Source organism: Caballeronia temeraria (assembly GCF_001544795.2).
Taxonomy (GTDB): Bacteria; Pseudomonadota; Gammaproteobacteria; order Burkholderiales; family Burkholderiaceae; genus Caballeronia; species Caballeronia temeraria.
In genome coordinates this window covers 164018-188081 of sequence record NZ_FCOI02000014.1, presented here as the reverse complement: position 1 = coordinate 188081, position 24064 = coordinate 164018, and the positions used below count along the sequence as shown (strand labels likewise).

General features: G+C 64.4%; 19 protein-coding genes and 1 other RNA gene. 10 read left to right on the top strand and 10 right to left on the bottom strand.

Annotated features, from left to right (window positions below):
* The first annotated feature begins 28 nt into the window (after nt 1-28).
* The 4 genes from AWB76_RS21200 (at nt 29) to AWB76_RS21185 (ending at nt 6066) form a co-directional block, all read left to right on the top strand.
* A complete protein-coding gene (locus AWB76_RS21200) occupies nt 29-2083 on the top strand; it encodes an NAD(+) synthase (protein WP_061162117.1) in 2055 nt (684 codons plus the stop codon).
* Between the two features lie 129 nt (nt 2084-2212).
* On the top strand, nt 2213-2551 hold the full coding sequence (glnK, locus tag AWB76_RS21195; RefSeq protein WP_008342452.1) for a P-II family nitrogen regulator: 339 nt from the start codon (nt 2213-2215) through the stop codon (nt 2549-2551).
* A gap of 188 nt (nt 2552-2739) precedes the next feature.
* Nucleotides 2740-4497, top strand: a complete 1758-nt coding sequence (locus AWB76_RS21190; protein WP_061162088.1) for a cation:proton antiporter — start codon at nt 2740-2742, stop codon at nt 4495-4497.
* A 162-nt stretch (nt 4498-4659) separates the two neighbouring features.
* Nucleotides 4660-6066 carry a gamma-glutamyl-gamma-aminobutyrate hydrolase family protein gene (locus AWB76_RS21185; RefSeq protein WP_061162087.1) on the top strand — a complete coding sequence of 469 codons (1407 nt, stop codon included), beginning with the start codon at nt 4660-4662 and terminating at the stop codon, nt 6064-6066.
* 109 nt (nt 6067-6175) lie between these two features.
* Here the strand turns inward: AWB76_RS21185 and AWB76_RS21180 are convergent, their stop codons facing one another.
* The 3 genes from AWB76_RS21180 to AWB76_RS21170 form a co-directional block, all read right to left on the bottom strand.
* Nucleotides 6176-6865 (bottom strand): DUF2968 domain-containing protein, encoded by a 690-nt coding sequence (locus AWB76_RS21180; RefSeq protein ID WP_061162086.1) that lies wholly within the window; start codon nt 6863-6865, stop codon nt 6176-6178.
* A gap of 54 nt (nt 6866-6919) precedes the next feature.
* Nucleotides 6920-8077, bottom strand: coding sequence for a hypothetical protein (locus AWB76_RS21175; RefSeq protein WP_157696172.1), 1158 nt, complete (start codon nt 8075-8077; stop codon nt 6920-6922).
* A 191-nt stretch (nt 8078-8268) separates the two neighbouring features.
* A complete protein-coding gene (locus AWB76_RS21170; protein WP_061162116.1) occupies nt 8269-8799 on the bottom strand; it encodes a GNAT family N-acetyltransferase in 531 nt (176 codons plus the stop codon).
* Between the two features lie 224 nt (nt 8800-9023).
* Here AWB76_RS21170 and AWB76_RS21165 point away from each other — a divergent pair, with 224 nt between their 5' ends.
* Nucleotides 9024-10319, top strand: a complete 1296-nt coding sequence (locus AWB76_RS21165; RefSeq protein ID WP_061162084.1) for an MFS transporter — start codon at nt 9024-9026, stop codon at nt 10317-10319.
* Between the two features lie 49 nt (nt 10320-10368).
* Here the strand turns inward: AWB76_RS21165 and AWB76_RS21160 are convergent, their stop codons facing one another.
* Nucleotides 10369-12228, bottom strand: a complete 1860-nt coding sequence (locus AWB76_RS21160) for a tetratricopeptide repeat protein (protein ID WP_061162083.1) — start codon at nt 12226-12228, stop codon at nt 10369-10371.
* Nucleotides 12229-12368: 140 nt separating this feature from the next.
* Between AWB76_RS21160 and AWB76_RS21155 the strand changes: the two genes are divergently transcribed.
* Genes AWB76_RS21155 through AWB76_RS21145 form a run of 3 tightly spaced genes read left to right on the top strand, consistent with a single transcriptional unit; the run spans nt 12369 to nt 15556 of the window.
* Nucleotides 12369-12725, top strand: a complete 357-nt coding sequence (locus AWB76_RS21155) for an ArsR/SmtB family transcription factor (RefSeq protein WP_244173413.1) — start codon at nt 12369-12371, stop codon at nt 12723-12725.
* Nucleotides 12726-12750: 25 nt separating this feature from the next.
* On the top strand, nt 12751-13761 hold the full coding sequence (locus tag AWB76_RS21150) for a cation diffusion facilitator family transporter (RefSeq protein WP_061162081.1): 1011 nt from the start codon (nt 12751-12753) through the stop codon (nt 13759-13761).
* 58 nt (nt 13762-13819) lie between these two features.
* Nucleotides 13820-15556: an FAD-dependent monooxygenase gene (locus tag AWB76_RS21145; protein ID WP_061162080.1), complete on the top strand. Its 1737-nt coding sequence runs from the start codon at nt 13820-13822 to the stop codon at nt 15554-15556.
* A gap of 34 nt (nt 15557-15590) precedes the next feature.
* On the opposite strand, the gene AWB76_RS21140 is transcribed toward AWB76_RS21145, so the two are convergent.
* Genes AWB76_RS21140 through AWB76_RS21125 form a run of 4 tightly spaced genes read right to left on the bottom strand, consistent with a single transcriptional unit; the run spans nt 15591 to nt 20823 of the window.
* Nucleotides 15591-15836: a formate dehydrogenase subunit delta gene (locus tag AWB76_RS21140; protein ID WP_061162079.1), complete on the bottom strand. Its 246-nt coding sequence runs from the start codon at nt 15834-15836 to the stop codon at nt 15591-15593.
* A 3-nt stretch (nt 15837-15839) separates the two neighbouring features.
* Complete coding sequence (gene fdhF, locus AWB76_RS21135) at nt 15840-18770, bottom strand: formate dehydrogenase subunit alpha (protein WP_061162078.1); 2931 nt, start codon at nt 18768-18770, stop codon at nt 15840-15842.
* 11 nt (nt 18771-18781) lie between these two features.
* Entirely contained in the window at nt 18782-20338 is a 1557-nt protein-coding gene (locus tag AWB76_RS21130) for a formate dehydrogenase beta subunit (protein WP_061162077.1), read from the bottom strand.
* Nucleotides 20335-20823: an NAD(P)H-dependent oxidoreductase subunit E gene (locus AWB76_RS21125; RefSeq protein WP_061162076.1), complete on the bottom strand. Its 489-nt coding sequence runs from the start codon at nt 20821-20823 to the stop codon at nt 20335-20337. The genes AWB76_RS21130 and AWB76_RS21125 overlap by 4 nt, the downstream gene beginning before the upstream one ends.
* Before the next feature lie 128 nt (nt 20824-20951).
* Here AWB76_RS21125 and AWB76_RS21120 point away from each other — a divergent pair, with 128 nt between their 5' ends.
* Complete coding sequence (locus AWB76_RS21120) at nt 20952-22022, top strand: substrate-binding domain-containing protein (RefSeq protein ID WP_061162075.1); 1071 nt, start codon at nt 20952-20954, stop codon at nt 22020-22022.
* Between the two features lie 144 nt (nt 22023-22166).
* Nucleotides 22167-22439 (top strand): hypothetical protein, encoded by a 273-nt coding sequence (locus AWB76_RS21115; RefSeq protein ID WP_061162074.1) that lies wholly within the window; start codon nt 22167-22169, stop codon nt 22437-22439.
* A gap of 430 nt (nt 22440-22869) precedes the next feature.
* Here AWB76_RS21115 and ssrA read toward each other — a convergent pair.
* Nucleotides 22870-23239: a transfer-messenger RNA gene (gene ssrA / locus AWB76_RS21110) on the bottom strand.
* A gap of 60 nt (nt 23240-23299) precedes the next feature.
* Nucleotides 23300-24064 carry a phosphoglycolate phosphatase gene (gene gph, locus AWB76_RS21105; RefSeq protein ID WP_244173412.1) on the bottom strand — a complete coding sequence of 255 codons (765 nt, stop codon included), beginning with the start codon at nt 24062-24064 and terminating at the stop codon, nt 23300-23302.

Sequence of the window (24064 nt, the reverse complement as noted above, 5' to 3'; positions counted from 1 at the left end):
TCGCCGCACGCGCACATCCATGTCGACCATGAGCAGAAACTTCTTCAACCTGTATAGCCACGACTTCGCGCGCGTCGCGGTCGGCGTTCCGTCCTGCAAGGTCGCCGATCCCGCATACAACGCGGCGCGGACGATCGAACTCGCGAAAGAAGCCGCCGCGCGCGGCGCGGTGCTCGTCGCGTTTCCCGAGCTCGGCGTGTCCGCCTACACGTGCGATGACCTCTTTCATCAGCGCGCGTTGCTCGATGCCTGCGAAGACGCGCTGCAAAGCATTCTGGACGCATCGAAGGGACTGAATATCGCGATGATCGTCGGCGCGCCGGTCCGCGCCGAGCACAAGCTCTTCAACTGCGCGATCGTCATCGCCGACGGCTTCATTCGCGGCGTCGTGCCGAAGAGTTATTTGCCGAACTACGGCGAGTTCTACGAGGCGCGTCAGTTCAGCCCCGCCGATGCCGCCGCCACCAACACCGTCACGCTGTGCGGTCAGGCCGTGCCGTTCGGCGCGTCGCTGCTGTTTCAGATCAGGGATCTGCCGCTTTTCCGTTTCCACGTCGAAATCTGCGAGGACGTGTGGGTGCCCATTCCGCCGTCGTCGTTCGCGGCGCTCGCGGGCGCGACCGTGCTCGTGAATCTGTCGGCGTCGAATATCGTCGTGGGGAAGTCGGCGTATCGGCATCAGCTCGTCGGGCAGCAGTCGGCGCGTTGCGTCGCGGCCTATCTGTACACGTCGGCGGGAAACGGCGAATCGTCCACGGATCTCGCCTGGGACGGGCAGGGTCTCATCTACGAGAACGGCGAGCTGCTCGCGGAATCCGCGCGCTTCTCGGACACGTCGCACCTCATTTACGCCGATGTCGATCTCGAACGGCTTTCGCGCGAGCGCATGCGGCAAACCACGTTTGGCCGCTCGACGCACCGCCACGCCGATGAAGTCGCCCAGTTCGACGTGATCGAATTTCCGCTCTCCGTTCCCGCCGACGAAAAGCTGCCGCTCGAACGCCGCGTCGCGCGCTTTCCGTACGTGCCCGCCGACGCCGCCCGCCGCGACGAACGCTGCAACGAGGTCTACAACATTCAGGTGCAGGCGCTTTTGCAGCGGCTGCAGTCGTCGGGGATGTCGAAGGTGGTCATCGGCATATCGGGCGGGCTCGACTCCACGCATGCACTGCTCGTGTGCGCGAAAGCGATGGACCGTCTCGGCCTGCCGCGCTCGAACATCCTCGCCTATACGATGCCCGGCTTCGCGACTAGTGACCGCACGCTGAAGCAGGCGCGCGAGCTGATGGAAGTCGTCGGCTGCACGGCGAGCGAAATCGACATTCGTCCGAGCTGCGTGCAGATGCTCTCCGACATCGGCCATCCGCACAGCACCGGCGCCGAGCAATACGACATCACGTATGAGAACGTGCAGGCCGGCGAGCGCACGAGCCATCTGTTCCGGCTCGCGAATTTGAACAACGCGATCGTCGTCGGCACGGGCGATCTGAGCGAGCTGGCACTTGGTTGGTGCACCTACGGAGTGGGCGATCACATGTCGCACTACAACGTGAACGCGAGCGTGCCCAAGACCTTGATCACGCATCTGGTGCGCTGGGTCGCGGAGTCGGGACAGATCGGCGGCAACGGCACCGATGTGCTCGAAAACATCCTGAGCACCGATATCAGCCCGGAACTCATCCCCGGCAAGACGAGCGGCGTCGTGGAGCAGAAGACGGAGAGCGTCATCGGGCCGTACGAACTGCAGGACTTCAATCTGTATTACACGTTGCGCTTCGGCTTTGCACCAACGAAGGTCGCGTTTCTCGCGCTGCATGCGTGGCGCGATCGCGATGCGGGCGCGTGGCCCGAAGGTCCGACCGTCGCGCGCAATCAATACGGCCTCGCCGAAATCCGCAAGAATCTGCGGATCTTTCTGGACCGTTTTTTCCGCACGAGCCAGTTCAAGCGCTCATGTATACCGAACGCGCCGAAGGTCGGCTCGGGCGGCTCGCTCTCGCCGCGCGGCGACTGGCGCGCGCCGAGCGACGGACAGGCTACCGTGTGGCTCGCGGACCTCGAACGCGTGCCGGCGAAAGAGTGATATCCGACTTCCTCGCGCATATACGGACCGCTTGCTCGATGAAACGCGGCTAGAATCGAAAACATCTGTCCCGCTCGGGACACGACGTTTTTTCGAACCCCTTGAATCGATCATTACGCGAGGCACGCCATGAAACGCATCACCGCCATCATCAAACCGTTCAAGCTCGACGAAGTCCGCGAAGCGCTCGCCGAAGTGGGCCTCACGGGTCTCACGGTCACGGAAGTGAAGGGCTTTGGCCGCCAGAAGGGGCATACCGAGCTTTATCGTGGTGCAGAGTATGTCGTCGATTTCCTGCCGAAGGTGAAGATCGAAGTTGTCGTCGCGAACGATCAAACCGATCAGGTCATCGATGCGATCATCGGCGCCGCGCGCACCGGCAAGATCGGCGACGGCAAGATCTTCGTCGCCGATGTCGAACGCGTGATCCGCATCCGCACCGGCGAGGAAAACGAAGCGGCTGTCTGAGCGCCGCGTTTTTTTCATCGCTGTCCGAGGCCCGCCGTTCATTCGCGCGGGCCTTTGTTTTTTTCATGCACCAGCGCGATGCGCGCCGTCATCGCTATTTTTAAGCGCATCGCTTGTCAGAAGGCAGGAATTCTCCGCGCGTGGGGTAACATCGGCTGATCCATAATTAATTTGTAAGGAAATAGTTGATGCATCACGCGATCGGCTTTATTCAGGATCTCGCGGTGATCATGGCCATTGCGGGCGTCGTCACGGTGCTGTTTCACCGTCTGCGGCAGCCGGTCGTGCTGGGCTATATCGCCGCGGGCGTGATCATCGGGCCATACACGCCGCCGTTCAATCTCATTCACGACGAAGCGACCATTCAGACGCTCGGCGAGCTCGGCGTCGTGTTCCTGATGTTCTCGCTCGGGCTCGAGTTCAGTTTGCGCAAGCTCTTCAAGGTCGGCGCGACGGCCTTCGTCGCCGCGCTCTCGGAAATCGTGCTGATGATCTGGGTCGGCTATGAGATCGGCCGATGGTTCGGCTGGAGCGCGATGGACTCGCTCTTTCTCGGCGCGATGCTCGCAATCTCGTCGACGACGATCATCGTGAAGGCGCTCTCCGAACTCGGCATGAAAGGCGAGCACTTCGCGCAGATCGTGTTCGGCATTCTGATCGTCGAAGACATACTCGCGATCGCGATGCTCGTGCTGCTCTCCGGCATCGCGCAGACGGGTTCGGTGAGCGCGGGCGTCGCGGTCGTGACGCTCGGCAAGCTGCTGCTTTTCATGACGGTGTCGCTCGTCGTCGGCATTCTCACGGTGCCGCGCGCGCTCAATTACGTCGCGAAGGCGAAGAGCGACGAGATGCTGCTCGTCACCGTGCTCGGCTTCTGCTTCGGTTTCTGCCTGCTCGTCGTGAAGCTCGATTACTCGATCGCGCTCGGCGCATTTCTGATCGGCGCGATCATGGCGGAATCGCGGCATCTCGTGCGTATCGAGCATCTGATCGCGCCGGTGCGCGACATGTTCTCCGCGATCTTCTTCGTCACCATTGGTCTGCTGCTCAATCCCACAGTGCTCGTCGACTATGCGTGGCCGATCGCCGTCATCACCATTGCGGTCGTGCTCGGCAAGATCGTGTCGTGCGGGCTCGGCACGTTCCTCGCGGGCAAGGACGGACGCACGTCGATGCGCGTCGGCATGAGCGTGTCGCAGATCGGCGAGTTCTCGTTCATCATCGCGTCGCTCGGGCTTTCGCTGAAAGTCACGAGCAGCTTTCTTTATCCGATTGCCGTAGCCGTGTCCGCGCTGACGACGCTCTTCACGCCGTACCTGATTCGCGCCGCCGATCCGCTCACGATGCGCCTCTCGCGCGCCATGCCCGCGCCGCTCGCGAATACCTTCGGCCTGTATTCGCAGTGGCTCGCGAGCCTGACGCCCGCGTCCGGCGGCCCGACGCTCTTCTCGATGACACGGCGCATCGTCCTGCAGATCGCGGTGAATCTCGCACTTGTCGCGGCGATCTTTCTCGGCGCATCGTATTCCGCGCCGTTCGCGTCGGGCTATCTCGCGCGCTGGCTGGAATCGGACAACGCGCAGCGCGTCGTGCTGTGGAGCGCCGCGCTCGTGGTCGCGCTGCCGTTTCTGGTCGCGGTGTATCGCAAGCTCGAATCGCTCGCGCTTTTGCTCGCCGAAGTGAGCGTGCAGCCCGCGAAAGCAGGGCGCTTCACGCGCGCGATCCGTTCGGCCATTTCCGGGCTCATTCCGATCGTCGCGATGTTCGGTGTCTTTCTGCTCGTCGCGGCGCTGTCGGGCGGCATTCTGCCTCCGTTCGGCCTGATGGTCGGCGTGCTCGTTTGCGTCGCGCTCCTGCTGACGGTGCTGTGGCGCTGGTGCGTGAAAATCCACGCGACGATGCAGATCGCCTTGCGCGAAACCTTCGAGGAGCCGCGCGACCATTGACGGCATGCCTCACGGGATAGCCCTGACAGCGGCGTGCGGATGGTTCCCGCGATAATGTGAGCCAATGTGACCAAATGTGTGCTGGTTTGCCCCGTGCTGGTCTGAGGCGGATAATCGGAATTTGTCCATTCTCCACCTGGCGTTCGAGCGCCTGAATCAAGAATGAGCGATAACAAAACGTCCAACGACGCAAGCAGCACCGACGCCCGCCACAGCGGCGCCGATTCACAAGCCGCCCCACGAAGCGCAAATCCCACGGCGCCGCCCGACGCGGCGGCAGCGGCCTCCGCGCCCGGCCCGAAGGCGAGCGCGACCGAACGGGCATCGACGGATGCGCCATCGAGCGCGTCGAACGTCGAACCGGTCGATGTCGCGCAGGCCCGGCGCGACGAAGCGCTCCAGGACGCCCGCGACGCGCGGGCATCGGCGGCGAGCGCGACGGCCGCGCAGGAAGCCGCGGTGCACGAGACGCAGCGCGCATCCGTCAAACCGCGCCCGAGTCTCGCCGAAAATTTCGAAGCCGCGACCGACGCCGAAGCCGCCAGCACCGCCAACTCGCAATCCGCCTCGTCCGATTCCCCGACCGGCCGCGCCACCGTTCTGCCGCCCGAATTCACCCAGGCGCCGGACTTCGGCAAGCTCAATCCGCCGCCGCTGCCCGCGGCCGAACAGACGGCCACGCAGGCTCAACCGGCGTATCTCAAGCAATCCGACTCGGCGTGGTCCGTGTTCGGCCGTGTGATCGCGGCGCGCGCGCGGCAGATTTTCGATCGCGCGGGACAGCGGATGACGCAGCGCACGTTGCGCATCGGCGTGTCCGCGCGAATCTTTCATCCGGAGCCCGGCGCGAAAGGCTTGCGCGGCAAGACGCTGCAATATCTGGAGGAATCCATCGCGCATTGGGTGATGTCGCGCGACGTGCTCGTGTTCATGATTCCGACCGTCGGCAATCAGGGCATGCTGCACACGAGCAACATCCGTCTGCGCGACTATGCGAAGCATCTCGACGGCCTGCTGCTGCAAGGCGGCGCGGACGTGTCGCCGCAATCCTACGAGGAAGTGACGACGCGTCCCGAATGGCCCGGCGACCGCGTGCGCGACATGTACGAGCTGGAACTGCTGCATGAGTTCATCGAGTCGGGCAAGCCGGTGCTCGGCGTGTGCCGCGGCTGTCAGCTCATCAACGTGGCGTTCGGCGGCACGCTCTACGGCGATATCGCCACCGATGTGCCCACGGCCGGCATCCACGTCAACGAGCAATACGATCAGCATCGCCATTCGATCCGCTTTCCCGATGGCTCCACGCTCGTCAACATGTTCCCGAATCAGCGCGAGGCGATCGTCAATTCGATCCACCATCAGGCGGTGAAGACGATCGGGCGCGATCTGAACATCGAGGCGGTGTCGGCGTCGGATGGCATCATCGAGGCGGTGCGTTACCGCAAGGCGCCGTTCGTCGTCGGCGTGCAGTGGCATCCGGAGTTTCACCGCGCGGGCGGCGCGGAACTGCTCGATTGCACGCCGCTGCTCGATACGTTCCTGCGCGTCGCGCGTGAAACCCGCTTCTGATGCCTTTCTGACACGAAGCGCGTTTCGGCAGGTTGCGAAACAAGAAGGCCCGCTCGGTTCGAGCGGGCCTTCTTCGCATTTCGAGCGCGTATTGCCGAGATCAGCGATATCAGCGCGATAGCGGCACATTCACCGGCACATTCACCGGCGCGAGTCCGGCTTCCGTCTGCTTCTGAAGCTGTTCGACCTGCAATTGCAGCGTGCGCAGCTTGCGTTCGGCTTCGAGCTTGTCCGTCTGCAGCACGGCCGATTCGGCCTGCAGTTGCTGCTGACGTTGCGACACTTGCGAATCCTGCTGCTGCGCGAGTTCGAGATCGGCGGTGAGGCGGTTCGCGCGATCCGCCGATTTCGCGATCACGCGGTCGAGCAGCGCCTTCTGCGCCTGCAATTGCGTGCGGCGAACTTCGCCATCGGCCAGTTCGAAGCTCTTGCGCGAGAACTGCGCGTAGATCGATTCCGCGCGGACCGCATCCTGTGTCTTCACGACGCGCCACCAGTGCGCATCCTGCGACAGCGCGACGTAGTACAGCATGTCCTGCCCGAGGAAGAAGAGGCGGGCGCCGTAGCTGCCGTTGCGCGTCGAGCGCAGTTCCGTGAGGCCGCCCGCCTGCACGAGCGTCTGCAATTCGGCGATGTTGCCTTCGACGCGCGGCGCGTTCGAATTGGCGTTCAGGTCGGAGAGGTCTTCGGGCGCGGCTTGGGCGGCCGCGGCGAACGTGTTCGTGAACGGCGCGAAGAGACCGCAGAGGGACAGGGCGAGCGCGAGCGTCGCGTAACGGAGATAACGTAGTTGCTTCATGTTGGCGTCTTGGCCGGAAAGGTTGAATCGTGCTGACGGTGCGCGTTGTGCTGCTTATCGCGCGCCTTTCGCAGCACCGCCGCCGGACGATGCCGCGTTGCTGTCGAGTGTCGGTGAATGCTGGAGCATCGAGTAGAGCGTGGTCGGGTCCATCGACAGGGAAGCGTTCGAAGGCCGGCTTGCGATTGTGTCGGCCGGTGTCACGCGCGTGCGCCTCACGGTTTCGCGCTTCACGAGTTGGTCCGCGACGTGTTCGACCGGCGCCGGTTGCACGCGACGCGCGATGGTGTCGACCGGTGCCACGTGTGTACGCGGCTTGGACTTCTGCTTCGCGGGCAGGCTGGCAATGCTTTCATCCGCCGTTGCGCGTGTGCGCGACGCGGGTTTCTGCTTCGCGATTTTTTCGACGGGCGCCGTCTGCGCGCGACGCGTATTGTCCTTCTTCACCACGCGCTCGCGTGATGCATGAGCGCGTTCGGCAGCCGGCTTCGTTTGCGCTGCCGACACGGCCGGCACGCGATCGACGTGCTTCGGCTCCGCCGATGCCATTGCCGCCGGCGCGACGGGACCGGCCTCAGGATTGCGAATGACGGGCCCATCGGCGTCTGCCTTGGCAAGCGCGGCCGATGCCGGCGCGAGCTTCGGCTGTTCATCCGGCGTGGTTGCTGCCGCTGCGTTGACGGGTGTTTGCACCGGTTCGACCTCGGCGGGCTGAGCGGCTACCGCGATTTTCGCGGCAGGCGCGACGTGCGCGTCGTCCTGAGGAGCGGTCTCATGGCCGAACAGCAGCCACACGATGAGCAGGCCGCAGGCGGCCGCAATCGCGGTGGCGACCGGCTTGCTGAAGCGAAACTTCGGCGTGCCCGCGACGGCGCCGACCGCCAGATGGATAGGGTCCGGCTGCGCTTCGCCGGCATTGGCGGAGGCATCCAGGCCCTGCATCAGATGCAACATCGAGCGCGGCGTATCTTCCTTCGCGAAGACGCCCCACAAGCTCGCGGCGCGATACGGTGAACCGACCTCGGACAGGCCGAGCGCCGGGACATAGGCGGTGAGAAAGCGCGCGGCGAAGAGCGCGAATTCCGACTTCGTTTGAACGGGGCGCGTGCGTGCGGGCGACCACTCGCAACCGAAGTTCAAGGACGGATCCGTCAGCGCGCGCAGCGCCGGCAGACGCAAATTGCCTTCCACTACGATCAAGGGTTCGGACATGAAGATTCCACATGCATGCGCCCGGGCATGGGCAACGGGACAACTCGCCCGGACCAACGCAATGCATGAGACGGCAGCGCGGGTTCGGCGCGAGGATGGCCGAAATTACGACCCGCGATCATACGAAACGGTTACGTCCCCGACGACCAGAACATTCCTATTGTCAATTTTTGACAGGAATGCTTATTGACCTATTCGCCTTCTTTTGTTTGGTCGAGTGGATAGGCGTATCGCAGCGAAAAGACATCGATGCCCGCCATGTGGTCCGCTTCGCGCGCAGTAGGCCGCCAGCCGCGCGATTCGTAGAAAACGATCGCCGCCGCGTTTTGTTCGAGCACCGACAGAAACAACTCCCGCGCCCCGCGCGCACGGGCCCAGCGCGCCGCTTCGTCGAGCATCGCCGTGCCGATGCCGAGGCCGCGATATCCCGGCAGCGTGTGCAGATTGTCGACGAGCACGCTGCCCGCCGCGTCCGGCTCGACGAGGCAGATGAAGCCGACCGGCATTCCCGCGTGCTCCGCGATGAACACGCTCGCCGCGCCGTCAGCGACGTCCTTCATGCGCGTCTGCCAGTGGGCGGCGCGTTCCGCATCCAGATCGCGATCGAGATACGTATCCGGCAGGATGCCCCGATATGCCGATGCCCAGCTCCGCGCATGCATCGATGCGATGAGTGCGGTGTCATCGACGGTCGCCGGGCGCAGCGAAACGCTTGCGTTCATGTTCTGGTCCATCGTTGGCTTGGAGTTAGGTGTTTGTAATCGTATTTTAAGCTTGAGTTCGGCGATATTGAGCGAAGTTGTGTACAGTCGCGGGCGGCGCGGCGTTAGAATCGACTCCAATCGCATTTCCAAAAATAACAGACCGCTCATGCCAGACGGCCATGTACGGTTCTTGCGACCGCGCAACACACTGAAGTGCGCCCCCAAGCTCTTTCGAGAAAGTCATGTCCTCAGCCCACGTAGCACCCGCCAATGAATCCAAGTTCAAGACGGTATTTCGCGTCGTCAGCGGAAACTTCCTTGAAATGTACGATTTCATGGTCTACGGCTATTACGCGTCCGCGATCGCCAAAACCTATTTTCCAAGCGGCAACGACTTCGCGTCGCTGATGCTCGCGCTGTCCGTCTTCGGCGCGGGCTTTTTGATGCGCCCGGTCGGCGCGATCGTGCTCGGCGCGTATATCGACCATCACGGGCGGCGCAAAGGTCTCATCCTCACGCTCGGGCTGATGGCGGTCGGCACCGCGTGCGTCGCGCTCGTGCCGGGCTATGCGACCATCGGTGCGCTCGCGCCGATCATCGTGCTGGGCGGGCGGCTACTGCAAGGCTTTTCGGCCGGCGTGGAGTTAGGCGGCGTGTCGGTGTATCTGTCCGAGATCGCGACCAAGGGCAACAAGGGTTTCTATTGTTCGTGGCAGTCGGGCAGCCAGCAGGTCGCCGTCGTGTTCGCCGCGCTGATCGGCGTCGTGATGAACCGCCTCCTGCCGCCCGAGCAGATGACCGCCTGGGGCTGGCGCGTGCCGTTCCTGATCGGCTGTCTGATCGTGCCGTTCCTTTTCATCATCCGCCGCTCGCTGCGTGAAACCGACGAGTTTCTCGCGAAGAAGCATCGTCCGAGCATGGGCGAGATCGCGCGTTCGATCGCGCAGAACTGGGGCATCGTGATTGCCGGCATGGGCATGGTCATCATGACGACGGTGTCGTTCTACATGATCACCGCCTACACGCCGACCTTCGGCAAGGAAGTGCTGAAGCTGTCCGCCATCGACGCGCTCGTCGTGACGGTGTGCGTCGGCATCTCGAATCTGGTCTGGCTGCCGCTGATGGGCGCGCTGTCCGATCGCGTCGGGCGCCGGCCGGTGTTGCTCGTCTTCACGATTCTCACCATTCTGACGTCGTATCCGGTGGTGCAATGGCTCGTCGCGGATCCGTCGTTCCTGCGCCTCCTGATGTGCGAGCTGTGGCTCTCGTTCCTGTACGGCAGCTACAACGGCGCGATGGTGGTGGCGCTGACCGAAGTGATGCCCGTCGATGTGCGCACGACCGGATTCTCGATGGCCTATAGCCTCGCGACGACCATCGGCGGCTTCACGCCCGCCATCTCGACGTACCTGATCCACACGACCGGCAACAAGGCCGCTCCCGGCCTGTGGATGGGACTCGCCGCGATCTGCGGGCTGATCGCGACGCTCGTGCTGTATCGCTCGCCCGAGGCGCGCAATCAGTACAAAACCGCCTGAGAGGTTTGAACGCTGTACAAAAAATCCCCGCTGCGCAGCGGGGATTTTTTTATACGGGCAGCGGAGCGAGCGCCGCCGCCGTGTCCTCGATGACCTCGCGCCATTGCCCCGGCGCGCGCTGACGCACGAGCCGCGCGCCCGGATACCACGCGGTTTCGGCGCTGCCGATGCCCCAGCGCCAGTCGGGAGCAAAGGGCAGCATCACCCAGAGCGGCTTGCCGAGCGCGCCTGCGAGGTGCGCGACGGACGTATCCACGGAAACGACGGCGTCCAGCCGGTCGACGATCGCGCCGGTGTCCGCGAAATTTTCGAGGCGATTTTCCAGCAGATGGATCGATTTCGCGTTCGGATGCGCGTTCAGCAGATCGCGCTCGCGACCGGTGACGAAAGGCTGCAGCACGATCCAGTCGATGCCTTCGAGCGCGAAGAGCGGCGCCAGTTCGGCGAACGGCACCGAGCGCGTCTCGCCGGGCTGCATCCGCCCCGACCACGCGATGCCGATCTTGCGCCGCGCCTGCCCGCCGATCGAGCCGCGCCACTTGCGCCGGTAGTCGGCGGGCACGACGAGATACGGCGCGCGCGACGGAATCGCATCGGGCGAGGTCATGCCGAGCGCGAGCGGCAGACTGAGCAGCGGGCAGAAGGCGTCCGCGTGCACCGGGACGCCGTCCGACTTGCTTCTCAGCTCGACGCGCGCGGCCTGCGCCGCCGGCGCGAGCAGCGGCACGAGCGCCGGCTGCACCGAGAGCACCAGCTTGCCGACGAGCTTCGCCGCGAACGGCACGAACCGCGCGAACTGCAAGGTGTCGCCGAAACCCTGCTCGGCGCGTACGAGCAGCGTGCGGCCCGGCATCGGCTCGCCGTTCCAGCGCGGCATGCGCGGCGGCGGTTCGCTGCCCGGCGTCTGCAGACGCCATTCGTAGGCGGGGAAGCCGCGCGCATAGTCGCCGGTCGCGAGCAGGGCGAGCGCGCGGTTCAGATGCGCGGCGGGCATCGACGAATCGATGCGCAATGCTTCGTCGAACGCGCGCAGCGCCGCGCGATGCGACCCGACCGCCAGATGCGTGTTGCCGAGGCTCAGCCACGCCACGCCGTACTTCGGATCGAGCCCGACCGCGCGTTCGAAATGCGGCACGGCTTCGTCGTGACGGCCGAGCTTCGCGAGCGCGTGACCGAGCCCGAAATACCCCGGCGCGAATTGCGGATGCAGTGCGACGGCCTTTTGCAGCACCGGCAGCGCGTCTTCCGGATGACCGTTCGCATCCAGCAGATTGCCGAGATTGAAGTGCGCGGCGACGTAGTTCGGCTCGGCCGCCAGCGCGGCGCGAAACTGCGTGATCGCGCCGAGCGTGTCGCCGAGCGCGTTGAGCGCCATGCCGAGATTGTTATGCGCGCCGGCATGGCGCGGACGCAGCGCGAGCGCGCGTTTGAACGCCTGCGCGGCATCCTTGAAGCGACGCAGCGCCGAGAGCGAATTGCCGAAGTTGTTCCATACGGCGGCATCGTTCGGCTGGAGGCGCAGCGCCTTTTCGAACGCGTCGGCGGCGTCTTCGTGACGGCCGGCCGCCGTGTAGGCGTTGCCGAGGTTGTACTGCGCGAGCGGAAAGCCCGGCGCGAGCGTGAGCGCGTTGCGAAAGCGCTCGATCGCGTCGTCGAGACGGCCGAGCGCCTTCAGCGCGTTGCCGAGGTTGAGCTGCAGGCCGGCATCGGTCGGACGCAGATCGACGGCCCGGCGCACGAGTTCGGCCGCCTCCGCGTGCTGGCCCTGTTGATGGCGCAGCACGCCGAGGTAGTGCAAGGCGTCGACGTGAAGGGGTTCGGCGGCGAGCGCGGCCTGATAGTCGCGCTCCGCATCGGTCAGACGACCGTCGCGATGGGCCGCGAAACCCCGGGCGAATACGGTGTCCATGGCGGGGGAGAAACTGCCGTCCCAGAGAAGCAAACCCCGCATTTTCCCACACCCGCGACCGTGCCCCGCCAAAGCCGGATTGACATGTTGCGGCGATGGCACTTAACATATGAACACGTATTCATATGTTGCCTATATCCATGTCTTCCGATTCCACTCCTTCCGCGGTGGCTGCCGCAGCGCCGGTCACGTCCGATGACCGCGTCGTGCCGCTCGCCGATCTGTTCCGTCTGCTCGGCGATCCGACGCGCCTGCGCATCGTGCTCGCGTGCGTCGAACAGAAGCGCGCGGTCGGGGCGATCGCGGAGCTGCTCGGGCTGTCGGCGTCGCTGGTGAGCCATCATCTGCGGCTGCTGCGCGCGGCGCGGATCGTACGGGCCGAGCGGCAGGGCAAGCAGGTCTTTTACGTGGCGGCGGACCGGCATATCAGCGCGATGCTCGGCGAGTTGCTGGAGCACGTCGCGGAGCCGCAGGCCGACGCCACGGATATCGAATGAAACTTACCGAACGAAGAGCACGCCGATGAGCACGCATCAGCACGACGAACACGAGCACCACGCTCATCACGAAGGACATGACCACAAGCACGAGCACGAGCACGGGCATTCGCACGGGCACGGCGCGCACGGCCATCACCATCACGGCGCGCCGCAGGAAGGGCAGGGCCGCACGTTCGCGCTCGCGGTCGGGCTGAACGTGCTGATCGTGGTCGTGCAGGGCATCTACGGCTTTCTCGCGCATTCGACCGCGCTGCTCGCCGATGCCGGCCACAATCTCTCCGACGTGCTCGGCCTCTTGCTCGCCTGGGGCGCCGTGTGGCTCGGCAAGCGTCAGCCGAACGCGCGCTACACGTTCGGGCTCGGCAGCTCGTCGATACTGGCATCGCTCGCCAACGCCGCGCTTTTGCTGTTCGCGTGCGGCGCGATCGTGCTCGAAGCGATCCAGCGGCTCATCAATCCGGCGCCCGTCGCGGGGTTCGACGTGTTCATCGTCGCGACGCTCGGCATGGTCGTGAACGGCTTCTCCGCGTGGCTCTTCATGCGCGGCAGCAAGGAAGACCTCAATGTGCGCGGCGCCTTCATACACATGGCCGCCGATGCCGCCATCTCCGCCGCCGTCGCGGTGAGCGGCCTCATCATCCTGTTCACGGGCGCGAGCTGGCTCGATCCGCTGATGAGCCTGATCGTCGTATCGGTGATTGTCTATGGCACCTGGGGACTCGGGCGCGATGCGATGCGCCTCGCGATGGCCGCCGTTCCGCCCTCCGTCGACATGCCGCGCATCGAGCGGTATCTGAACCAGCTTCCCGGCGTGCGCGACGTCCACGACCTGCACGTCTGGGCGCTTTCCACCACCGAGAACGCGCTCACCGTGCATCTCGTGATGCCGCAAGGCCATCCCGGCGATGTGTTCGTGCAGGACGTCGTCACGACATTGCGCAGCGAATACGCGATGCATCACGCGACCGTGCAGGTGGAGTTCGGCGAGGCCTGCCACGCCTGCGTGCTGAACGAGCGAGGCCACGCTCACTAGCACGCGAGTTTCTCGGGCGTACACTAGAGCGCGTGACGCTTCAGGGAGGAACGACCGCATGTTCGCGCCAAAGCTGAATCCGAACGACAAGCTGGACGTGGCGCCCGTTCTGATCGTCGGCGCCGGTCCGACGGGCCTCGCCGCCGCGATGAGTCTCTCGCGCGCGCACATTCCGGTGCGGCTCGTGGACAAAGCGCGCGAGCCGTCGCCGTATTCCCGCGCGATCGGCATTCAGGCGCGCACGCTCGAACTCTTCGAGCAGCATCGCGTCGTCAAACCGTTTCTCGAACTCGGTCATCGCGCGCGCGTCGCGAATCTCTATTCGAACGGGCAGCGCCTCGCGCGCCTCGACTTCGATCCCTTGCAGACGCGTTATCCGTATCTGCTCTTTCTCGAACAATCGCAGACCGAACGCCTGCTCGCCGAGCATCTCGCGAGTTATCACGTCGATATCGAACGCGGCGTCGAAGCGGTCGATGTCTCGCAAGGTTCGGCGGGTTTGCAGGCGACACTGCGTCATCCGAATGGACGCGACGAAGTGTTGCGGCCGTCGTATCTGATCGCCGCCGATGGCGCGCACAGCTTCGTTCGGCATCGGCTCGGCATCGGTTTCGACGGCAAGACGTTCGATCAAACGTATCTGCTCGCCGATCTCCAGGCGGACTGCGACTGGCCAGACGACGAATTCCATATCTTCGCTTCAGGCGAAGGCCTCGCCGCGCTTTTCCCGATGGGCGGCGACCGCGCGCGCCTGATCGCCGACCTGCCGCCGCCGGCCGCGAACGCGGTCAACGCGGCTGGCGCAAAGAGCGGCCCGACGCTCGATGAATGCCGCGCGCTCGTCGAGCGGCGTGTGCATCACAAGATCGCGCTGTCGAACATGACGTGGTCGTCGTATTTTCATTTGAACAGCCGCATGGTCGACAAGCTGCGCATGGAGCGCGTGTTCCTCGCGGGCGATTCGGCGCACGTGCACAGTCCCGCCGGCGCGCAGGGCATGAACACCGGCATCCAGGAAGCGTTCAATCTCGGCTGGAAGATCGCGCGCATGCTCGCGGGCGGCGCGCCCGAGCGGCTGCTCGACAGCTATCACACGGAGCGGCATCCGATCGAGCGCGACGTGCTGCGGCAATCGAGCCTGCTCACGCAAATGGCCGGCGCCGAGCACGGCCCGATGAAGCTGATGCGCGAGCACGTGATGCCCGCGCTGGCCGCGATCGGCCCGTTGCGCGACGCGATGCGGCGCACGGTCAGCGAACTGTCGATCAACTATCGCAAGAGCCCGCTCACGCTGGAGCGGCTGCTCGACGGCGGCCCGCGCGCGGGCGAGCGCGCGCCCGATGCGCGCGTGCACGTCATCGACGGACCGCTCGGGCGTCTGCCGGGCGTCGGCTGCCTTTACGATCTGCACGATCCCGGCTGCTTCTCGCTCTTTCTGCTCGTGAATCCGTCGGGCGAAGACGATATCGCGCTCGCGCCCGCGACCATCACCGTTGCACACGCGATGCGCGATCCGGATCTCGACGGCCTCGCGAAGTCCATCGAAGCGATTCTGCCGAACGCGGTGCGCGTGTGGCGCATCACGGATACGCACGGCGAAAGCGCGAATTCGCTCACCGACAACTACGGCCGCACGCGCCCGGCGTTCTATCTCGTGCGACCGGATGGCTATATCGCCGCGCGCGGACGGGCGCCATCGGATGTGCACGCGCTCTTGCGTCACTGCGAAACGTGGTTCGGCGCGCAGGACACGAGCGCCGAGCGGCAGCCGCAACGGGAATATCGCGAGGATTGAAAAAAGCCCCGCGGTGGCGGGGCTTCGAGCGGTTTCAGGCGGTCGCGGTCTTCGGCTGAAGGTCGGCTCTATGCAGATTGAGCGCCTCCCGCACGATCGGCTCCATCGCCGCGCTCGCCTCCGGATCGTCGAGCGCGGCGAGAATCGCGAGCCGCATGCGCGGTTCCCAGAAACGGCGGATATGATCCGCGACGCTATCGACGGCTTCGGCGCGATCCGGCATCGAATCGAAAAATTCGCCGATGCGATTCGCCATCTCGATCAGGTTGTCGAGGTCCATTCGTTATTTTCCTGAAGTGGTCGGCGCGACGTCGCGCATGTTCATCAGCTCGAGCTGCTGCGTGTTGAAGCGCGAATAGTCCTGCTGCCATTGCGACGGCTGTTCCACCGGCATGACCTGCACCGCCGTCACCTTGTACTCCGGACAGTTGGTCGCCCAGTCGGACGAGTCCGTCGTGATGACGTTCGCGCCCGATTCGGGAAAGTGGAACGTCGTATAGACGACGCCCGGCTGCATGCGCTCCGAGATCTGCGCGCGCAGCACGGTCTGCCCCGCGCGCGACTCGATGCCGACCCAGTCGTCCATCTTGATGCCGCGATCTTCCGCATCGACCGGATGAATCTCGAGCCGATCCTCGTCGTGCCAGCGCGAGTTCTCCGTGCGCCGCGTCTGCGCGCCGACGTTGTACTGCGACAGGATGCGCCCCGTCGTGAGCAGCAACGGATACTTGCGCGTGACCTTCTCCGGCGTCGCGATGAACTTGGTGATGACGAAGCGCCCCTTGCCGCGCACGAATTCGTCGATGTGCATCGTCGGCGTGCCGTCCGGCGCCTTCTCGTTGCACGGCCATTGAATGCTGCCGAGCTCGTCGAGACGATCGTACGAAACGCCGTGGAAGGTCGGCGTGAGACGCGCGATCTCATCCATGATCTCGGACGGATTCGCGTAGCTCATCTCGTAGCCGAGCGCGCGAGAGAGCTTGATCGTCACTTCCCAGTCGGAGTAGCCCGCGAGCGGCGGCATCACCTTGCGCACGCGCGAGATGCGGCGCTCGGCGTTGGTGAACGTGCCGTCCTTTTCGAGGAAAGTGGAACCCGGCAGCAACACGTGCGCGTACTTCGCCGTCTCGTTGAGGAAGATGTCCTGCACGACGATGCATTCCATCGACGACAGCGCATCGGCCACATGCTGCGTGTTCGGGTCCGACTGGACGATGTCCTCGCCCTGGCAATAGAGGCCCATGAAGGTGCCGTGCATCGCGGCATCGAACATGTTCGGGATGCGCAGGCCCGGCTCCGGCTGCAGCTTCACGTCCCAGGCTTCTTCGAAGAGCGCGCGCACGGCCGCATCGCTGATATGCCGATAGCCCGGCAGCTCATGCGGGAACGAGCCCATGTCGCACGAGCCCTGCACGTTGTTCTGGCCGCGCAGCGGATTCACGCCGACGCCTTCACGGCCGACGTTGCCCGTCGCCATCGCGAGATTGGCGATGCCCATGACCGTCGTCGAGCCTTGCGCGTGCTCGGTGACGCCGAGTCCGTAGTAGATCGCGCCGTTGCCGCCTGTCGCGTACACGCGCGCGGCTTCGCGCACCTGTTTGGCGGGCACGCCGGTGACGCTTTCCATCGCTTCGGGCGAGTTCTCTTCCTTCGCGACGAAATCGCGCCATTGACCGAACGCGCGTTCCTCGCAGCGCTCGGCGATGAAGTCTTCCTTCAGCAGGCCTTCGGTGACGATCACGTGCGCGAGCGAATTGACCATCGCGACGTTCGTGCCGGGGCGCAATTGCAGGTGATACTGCGCCTTCACGTGCGGCGTATCGACGATATCGATGCGGCGCGGATCGATCACGATCAGCTTCGCGCCCTCACGCACGCGGCGCTTCAGGCGCGAGCCGAAGACCGGATGGCCGTCGGTGGGATTCGCGCCCATCACGATGATCACGTCCGACTGCTCGACCGATGCGAACGTCTGCGTGCCCGCCGATTCGCCGAGCGTCGACTTCAGGCCGTAGCCGGTCGGCGAGTGGCAAACGCGCGCGCAGGTATCGACGTTGTTGTTGCCGAACGCGGCGCGCACGAGCTTCTGCACGAGGTACGTTTCTTCGTTCGTGCAACGCGAAGACGTAATCCCGCCGATCGAATCGCGCCCGTACTTGTCCTGAATGCGGCGGAACTCGCTCGCAGCATAGTTGAGCGCCTCTTCCCACGACACTTCACGCCACGGATCGGTGATCTTCGCGCGGATCATCGGCTTCTTGATGCGGTCCTTGTGCGTCGCGTAACCCCACGCGAAGCGGCCCTTCACGCACGCGTGGCCTTCATTGGCCTGGCCGTTCTTGTTCGGCGTCATGCGCACGACGGTGTTGCCCTTCATCTCGGCCTTGAGCGAGCAGCCGACGCCGCAATACGCGCACGTCGTGATGGCCGAATGTTCCGCCTGGCCGAGCATGATGACGCTCTTTTCCTGCAGCGTCGCGGTCGGGCACGCGGCGACGCACGCGCCGCACGACACGCACTCGGATTCCATGAACGGCACGTTCTCGCTCGCCGCGACCCGCGATTCGAAGCCGCGCCCCGCGATGGTCAGCGCGAACGTGCCTTGCGTTTCTTCGCACGCGCGCACGCAGCGGTTGCAGACGATGCACTTCGACGGATCGTAGGTGAAATACGGATTCGACTCGTCCTTCTTGTCCTTCAGGTGATTCGCGCCTTCGTAGCCGTAGCGCACTTCGCGCAAGCCCACGACGCCCGCCATGTCCTGCAGTTCGCAGTCGCCGTTGGCGGGGCAGGTGAGGCAGTCGAGCGGGTGATCGGAGATATAAAGCTCCATCACGTTCTTGCGCAGCGATTGCAGCTTGTCGCTTTGCGTGCGCACTTTCATGCCCGCTTCGACGGGCGTCGTGCACGAGGCCGGATAACCGCGCTTGCCTTCGATCTCGACGAGGCACAGGCGGCACGAGCCCCACGGTTCGAGCGAATCGGTGGCGCAGAGCTTCGGCACGTTGACGCCCGCTTCGATCGCGGCGCGCATGACCGACGTGCCGGCGGGGACCGTCACGCTTTCTCCGTCGATTTCGAGCGTCACGTCGACATCGGCGTGACGCAGCGGCGTGCCGAAATCGGTTTCGTCGAACGGATCGCGGCGCTGCACCGACGCCGCGCTCTTGCACGCGCAGTTGCCGGAGCCGCAGCCGTTGATGGTATTGGACATTGTTTGTCTCCTTATGCGGCTTTCTGCGCCGGCGTGCGGGGCAGTCCGAAATCTTCCGGGAAATGATCGAGCGCGGACATCACCGGGAACGGCGTCATGCCGCCCATCGCGCAGAGCGAGCCGGACACCATCGTGTCGCACAGCTCGCGCAGGAGCGTGATCTGTTTCACCGACGTATCGCCCTCGCGGATCTTCGCGATGACTTCCTCGCCGCGCGTCGAGCCGATGCGGCACGGCGTGCACTTGCCGCACGATTCGAGCGCGCAGAAGTGCATCGCGTATTGCGCGAGTTCCGCGAGATTCGACGTGTCGTCATGCACGACGAGCCCGCCGTGGCCGACCACCGCGCCGACCTTCGCGTATTCCTCGTAGTCGAGCGGAATGTCCCACTGGCTTTCCGGCAGATACGTGCCGAGCGGACCGCCGACCTGCACCGCGCGCGCGGGACGTCCGCTCGCGGTGCCGTCGCCGTAGGTGTAGATCAGTTCGCGCAGCGTCACGCCGAACGCGAGTTCGACGAGCCCGCCTTGCTTCACGTTGCCCGCGATCTGGAAGGGCAGCGTGCCGCGGGATCGGCCCATGCCGAAGTCGCGATAGAAGGCCGCGCCTTTCGCGAAGATGATCGGCACCGTCGCAAGCGTGATGACGTTGTTGATGACCGTCGGCTTGCCGTACAGCCCGGTGAGCGCCGGAACCGGCGGCTTCGCGCGCACGATGCCGCGTTTGCCTTCGAGCGATTCGAGCAGCGCGGTTTCTTCGCCGCACACATAGGCGCCGGCGCCTTTCGCGACGACCAGCTCGAACGCATGCGACGTGCCGAGCACGCTCGCGCCGAGCCAGCCGGCATCGCGCGCTTTATCGATCGCGCGGTTCAGCGTCGCGATCGAATGCGGATACTCGCTGCGCACGTAGATGTAGCCCTGCGTCGCGCCGACCGCGACGCCCGCGATGATCATGCCTTCGATCAGCACGTACGGATCGCTTTCCATCACGAGGCGGTCGGAGAAGGTGCCGGAGTCGCCTTCGTCGGCATTGCAGACGATGTACTTCTGGTCCGCCAGCGCGCCGCGCACCGTCTTCCATTTGATGCCGGCGGGAAACGCCGCGCCGCCGCGTCCGCGCAGGCCGGAATCGAGCAGCGCCTGACACACGGCGTCGCCGTTCATGTCGAGCACGTTGCGCAAGCCTTCGAGACCGCCGAGCGCGACGTAATCGTCGATCGACAGCGGATCCGTGATGCCGATGCGCGCGAACGTCAGACGCTGCTGGTTCTTGAGATACGGAATTTCGTCGACGATGCCGACGTTCTTCTCATGCGCGCGGCCTTCGTGAAAGCCCGCATCGAAGAGCGACGCGACGTCGTCCGCTTCGACGTTCGCATAACCGACGCGTCCGTCCGGCGTCTCGACTTCGACGAGCGGTTCGAGATAGAAGAGGCCGCGCGAGCCATTGCGCACGAGTTGCACGTCGAGGCCGCGCTTTTGCGCCTCGCTCGCGACGGCCTGGGCGACGTCTTCCGCGCCCAGCGCGAGCGCGGCGGAATCGATCGGTACGTAGATGCGCGTCATGCCGTCACCTCCGCGACTTTCGTCTGCGCAGCCGCATAAAGCCGATCGAACTTCGCGGGCGTCACACGCGCGTGCAATTCGCCGTTGATCATCATCGACGGAGACAGCGCGCATTGACCGAGGCAGAACACGGATTCGAGCTCGGTGTCCTCGGCGTGACCGCTGTCGAAACGGCAACCCGTATGGCCTTCGATGTGATCCTTCAGCGCTTCCGTGCCCATGCTGCGGCACGCTTCCGCGCGGCAAAGCTGCACGGTCACGCGCGCGGGCGGCGCGGAACGGAAGTGGTGGTAATACGTGATGACGCCATGCACCTCGGCGCGCGACAGCGACAGCGCCTGCGCGAGCGGCGCGATGGACGTTTCCGGAACGTAGCCGACGTCGTCCTGGATGGCGTGAAGAATGGTCATCAGCGTCGCACCTTGTACGGCGTGGCGACGCACGAGCTCAGCGGATGCAGCGGCGGATAGCTGCGGATGTGTCATGGGGCTCCTCCAACACTCGGCATATGTTTTGTCGGTACATATTTGGGTCGATATAATTACGGGTGCCGAGCCTGTAAAAGAACAATAGGCGTCGTGATATATCTTGGCAATAGGATGGGGGAGTGCATATGGTGGACGTCGAATGCCGGGCCGAGCTGGTCTTGCGGGACGCCGAAGGCCGGGAAACCAGTCTCAGCGCGGTTGTGCCGCTTTTGCAGCTCGTCGCGCAGACGGGCAGCATCGCCAATGCGGCGAGCGCTAAGGGTTTGTCCTATCGGCACGCGTGGGGCTTGTTGCGCGAAATCGAGGCGCGTCTGGGCGGGGCGCTCATCACCAAATCGCGCGGGCGCGGCTCGGTGTTGTCGGAATTGGGCGAATCGGTGCTGCGCGCGCAACGCGTCTGCGGAGAGCGGCTCGAAACACCGTTGCAATCGGTGGCGAACGAGGTTGCCGGTGAGCTGAACCGGCGTCTCGCGGGCGCCGTCAGCCAAGTGCGCATTCATGCGTCGCACGGCTACGCGGTTGCGGCGCTGGTGCGCGCGCTGGGCGATCAACGCGTGCCGGTCGACATCAAGTATCGCGAGAGCGCCGAAGCGGTGAGCGCCCTCGCTCGCGGCGAGTGCGAGCTGGCGGGTTTTCACTTGCCGATCGGTGAATTCCGTTCGACCTGCGCGGACATTTATCGGCCGTATCTGGACCGAGACAAGCATCAGCTCATCCGGCTGACGCGCCGCACGCAGGGCCTTTTTCTGCCGAAGGGCAATCCGAAAAACATCTCCGGCCTGCGCGATCTCGCGCGCGGCGACGTGCGCTTCGTGAACCGCCAGCCGGGCTCGGGCACGCGCATGCTGCTCGATTTGTCGCTGCGGCGCGTGGGCGTCGATCCGGATCAGATCAACGGCTACGCGACCACCGAACTCACGCATTCGGCGATCGCGGCGTTCGTTGCGAGCGGCATGGCCGATCTCGGCTTCGGCGTGCAGCCGGCCGCGCATCATTTCGCGCTCGATTTCATACCGATCATCGACGAGGATTATTTCTTCGTGTGCGAGCGCGCGCGGCTCGACGAGGCTCAGCTTGCGTCCGTGTTGCGCATCCTGCGCAGCGCCGGCTTCACCGAGAGCGTCGCGCATCTGGAAGGCTATGATCCGGTGCACTGTGGCGCGCTCGTCGATGTCGACGAAGGTTTGCGCGGCTGAAGTGAGCGCGTGAGGAAAAACGGAAACACGCGGTAAGAGAGCGGGGCGGCCGTAAAACTGCCGCCGACGGCGAATTGGGTTAACCTAACGTCTTGCTGTCGACTTTACTCGCTTGAGGCGCGGTCTCGCGCACGATCTACTGCCATGAAACTTTCGTTGCTCGCTTGTTCTTCCGCCGCGCTCGTCGCCGGTGCGTTCTATCTGGTTCCTGTGGCTTTCGCGCAGAATTCGCCGGGCCTGCCAGGCGGCGTGCTGCAAGACCAGTTCCGTTTCAACGAGCATCCGCAGATGCAATTCGCCGCTTCGGCGCCCTCGGACAAGTTTCAGAGCGACAAGAAGTCGGCGATGCGCCGTCGTGGCGACGATGGCGATCCCAACGGTTGCAATCTGAAGTGTCCGAAGGACGGTTCGAACTAGACGGGTCTGAACGACGGGCTGGCGTCGTATTGATGCCGCCAAAAAAAGACCTCGCGCGATGGCGAGGTCAAAAGTACTTGGAATGGCGCTCTGATTCGCCAAAGGCGTGTCAAAGCGCGACGTCAGAATAGACTGAACCTCGGCAACCGAATATAGGAATTTCCTGAGCAATCAACTTAAGCAGGACGTTGCGTGTTGAGGCGGCGAATCCGTTGAATATTGACGCAAGACAGTCGTATTAGGACCGCGCTGATACGAAAACATCGACTAGCTGCCTATTCTGTCGACATAGCGCAGGTTGTCTCTGTCCTCGCTATGTCTCTCAAGGATGTTTGCCCCGCCTCGTGCGGGGCTTTTTTTCGCCCGTCGTACGGCCACAAAGAAAAAACCCGCGATGCTTGCGCGATCGCGGGTTCTAGCGAGGGTATTTTGGTGGAGGCGGCGGGAATCGAACCCGCGTCCAGAAGCGCTCTACGACCAGTTCTACATACTTAGTTCTGTCTTTTGATTTAACCGCAACGACGCGGACGAACACGCTGCGTGACGGCGATTCACTAGGTTTTCGACCTTGGCGTCGTGACGCCACCAAGGCTTAACTGACGTATATGACCTCTGTCGGTATTGCTACCGGTCTTGCGACACTAGCCCGTCAGTGAACTAGGCAGAGGACGGCGGCCCTTAGGCTGCCAGTGCGAACGTTTCGTCGTTTGCAGTTACGTTTTTCCCATTGATTAACGAGGTGACGGGTCCTCGGTATGCCCTGACCGCTTCACAACCCCTGTCGAAACCAGGTCGCCCCCAAAGCGGAATCGAAATTATCCCACGAAAAGCCATATGAGGCGAATCGTGGGCCTTTCAAGCTATGCGATATCGCGCAGCAGGTGCTGCAACTCTTCCGGCGAATCGACGACATGATTGGCGTGCCAGCGGCGCGGGGGAATGTCGTCGCCGCAGTAGCCGTATGCAGCCGCCACGGTGATCATGCCCGCCGCGAAACCGGCCTGCACGTCGCGAAGATCGTCGCCGACATAGACGATGCGCTCAGGCGCGACATCCAGCAGTTCGGCCGCGTGCAGCAGCGGTGCGGGATGCGGCTTCGAGTGCGGTGTCGTGTCGCCGCAGACGAGGCAGCCGGCGCGCGTGTCGAGTCCCAGCAGGCTGACCAGCGGCGCCGCGAACCGCGTCACCTTGTTCGTGACGATGCCCCAGCGCACGCCGCGCGCATCGAGCTGATCCAGTATCTCGACGATGCCCGGAAAGAGCGTCGTTTCGATGCACAGATCGGCTTCGTAATTGGCGAGAAATTCGTCACGCATCGACGCGAAGTCGTGATGCTCCGGCCCGATCTCGAACGCGCCGCCGAGCAGCCCGCGCGCGCCCGCCGACGCGAACGGCCGCAGCATTTCGAGCGGACGCATCTCCAGCCCGCGATCGTGGCGCATCTTGTTCACCGCGGCGACGAGGTCAGGCGCGGTATCGGCGATGGTGCCGTCGAGGTCGAACAGCACGGCCTGGCACAGCCCGAGGCCGTCGCCTTCGGCAAGGCGCTGGGGCAGGGGATTCGTGTCTTCCGGCAGGGGCTTGGTATCGATGGTGCCCGTGGATAGGGGATCGTCTTGGGTCAT

What these genes read in the sequence shown, in the direction of transcription:
- AWB76_RS21200 (WP_061162117.1), top strand. Translation starts at nt 29, where the DNA reads ATGAGCAGAAACTTCTTCAACCTGTATAGCCACGACTTCGCGCGCGTC.
- glnK (WP_008342452.1), top strand. Translation starts at nt 2,213, where the DNA reads ATGAAACGCATCACCGCCATCATCAAACCGTTCAAGCTCGACGAAGTC.
- AWB76_RS21190 (WP_061162088.1), top strand. Translation starts at nt 2,740, where the DNA reads ATGCATCACGCGATCGGCTTTATTCAGGATCTCGCGGTGATCATGGCC.
- AWB76_RS21185 (WP_061162087.1), top strand. Translation starts at nt 4,660, where the DNA reads ATGAGCGATAACAAAACGTCCAACGACGCAAGCAGCACCGACGCCCGC.
- AWB76_RS21180 (WP_061162086.1), bottom strand. Translation starts at nt 6,865, where the DNA reads ATGAAGCAACTACGTTATCTCCGTTACGCGACGCTCGCGCTCGCCCTG.
- AWB76_RS21175 (WP_157696172.1), bottom strand. Translation starts at nt 8,077, where the DNA reads ATGTCCGAACCCTTGATCGTAGTGGAAGGCAATTTGCGTCTGCCGGCG.
- AWB76_RS21170 (WP_061162116.1), bottom strand. Translation starts at nt 8,799, where the DNA reads ATGAACGCAAGCGTTTCGCTGCGCCCGGCGACCGTCGATGACACCGCA.
- AWB76_RS21165 (WP_061162084.1), top strand. Translation starts at nt 9,024, where the DNA reads ATGTCCTCAGCCCACGTAGCACCCGCCAATGAATCCAAGTTCAAGACG.
- AWB76_RS21160 (WP_061162083.1), bottom strand. Translation starts at nt 12,228, where the DNA reads ATGGACACCGTATTCGCCCGGGGTTTCGCGGCCCATCGCGACGGTCGT.
- AWB76_RS21155 (WP_244173413.1), top strand. Translation starts at nt 12,369, where the DNA reads ATGTCTTCCGATTCCACTCCTTCCGCGGTGGCTGCCGCAGCGCCGGTC.
- AWB76_RS21150 (WP_061162081.1), top strand. Translation starts at nt 12,751, where the DNA reads ATGAGCACGCATCAGCACGACGAACACGAGCACCACGCTCATCACGAA.
- AWB76_RS21145 (WP_061162080.1), top strand. Translation starts at nt 13,820, where the DNA reads ATGTTCGCGCCAAAGCTGAATCCGAACGACAAGCTGGACGTGGCGCCC.
- AWB76_RS21140 (WP_061162079.1), bottom strand. Translation starts at nt 15,836, where the DNA reads ATGGACCTCGACAACCTGATCGAGATGGCGAATCGCATCGGCGAATTT.
- fdhF (WP_061162078.1), bottom strand. Translation starts at nt 18,770, where the DNA reads ATGTCCAATACCATCAACGGCTGCGGCTCCGGCAACTGCGCGTGCAAG.
- AWB76_RS21130 (WP_061162077.1), bottom strand. Translation starts at nt 20,338, where the DNA reads ATGACGCGCATCTACGTACCGATCGATTCCGCCGCGCTCGCGCTGGGC.
- AWB76_RS21125 (WP_061162076.1), bottom strand. Translation starts at nt 20,823, where the DNA reads ATGACACATCCGCAGCTATCCGCCGCTGCATCCGCTGAGCTCGTGCGT.
- AWB76_RS21120 (WP_061162075.1), top strand. Translation starts at nt 20,952, where the DNA reads ATGGTGGACGTCGAATGCCGGGCCGAGCTGGTCTTGCGGGACGCCGAA.
- AWB76_RS21115 (WP_061162074.1), top strand. Translation starts at nt 22,167, where the DNA reads ATGAAACTTTCGTTGCTCGCTTGTTCTTCCGCCGCGCTCGTCGCCGGT.
- gph (WP_244173412.1), bottom strand. Translation starts at nt 24,064, where the DNA reads ATGACCCAAGACGATCCCCTATCCACGGGCACCATCGATACCAAGCCC.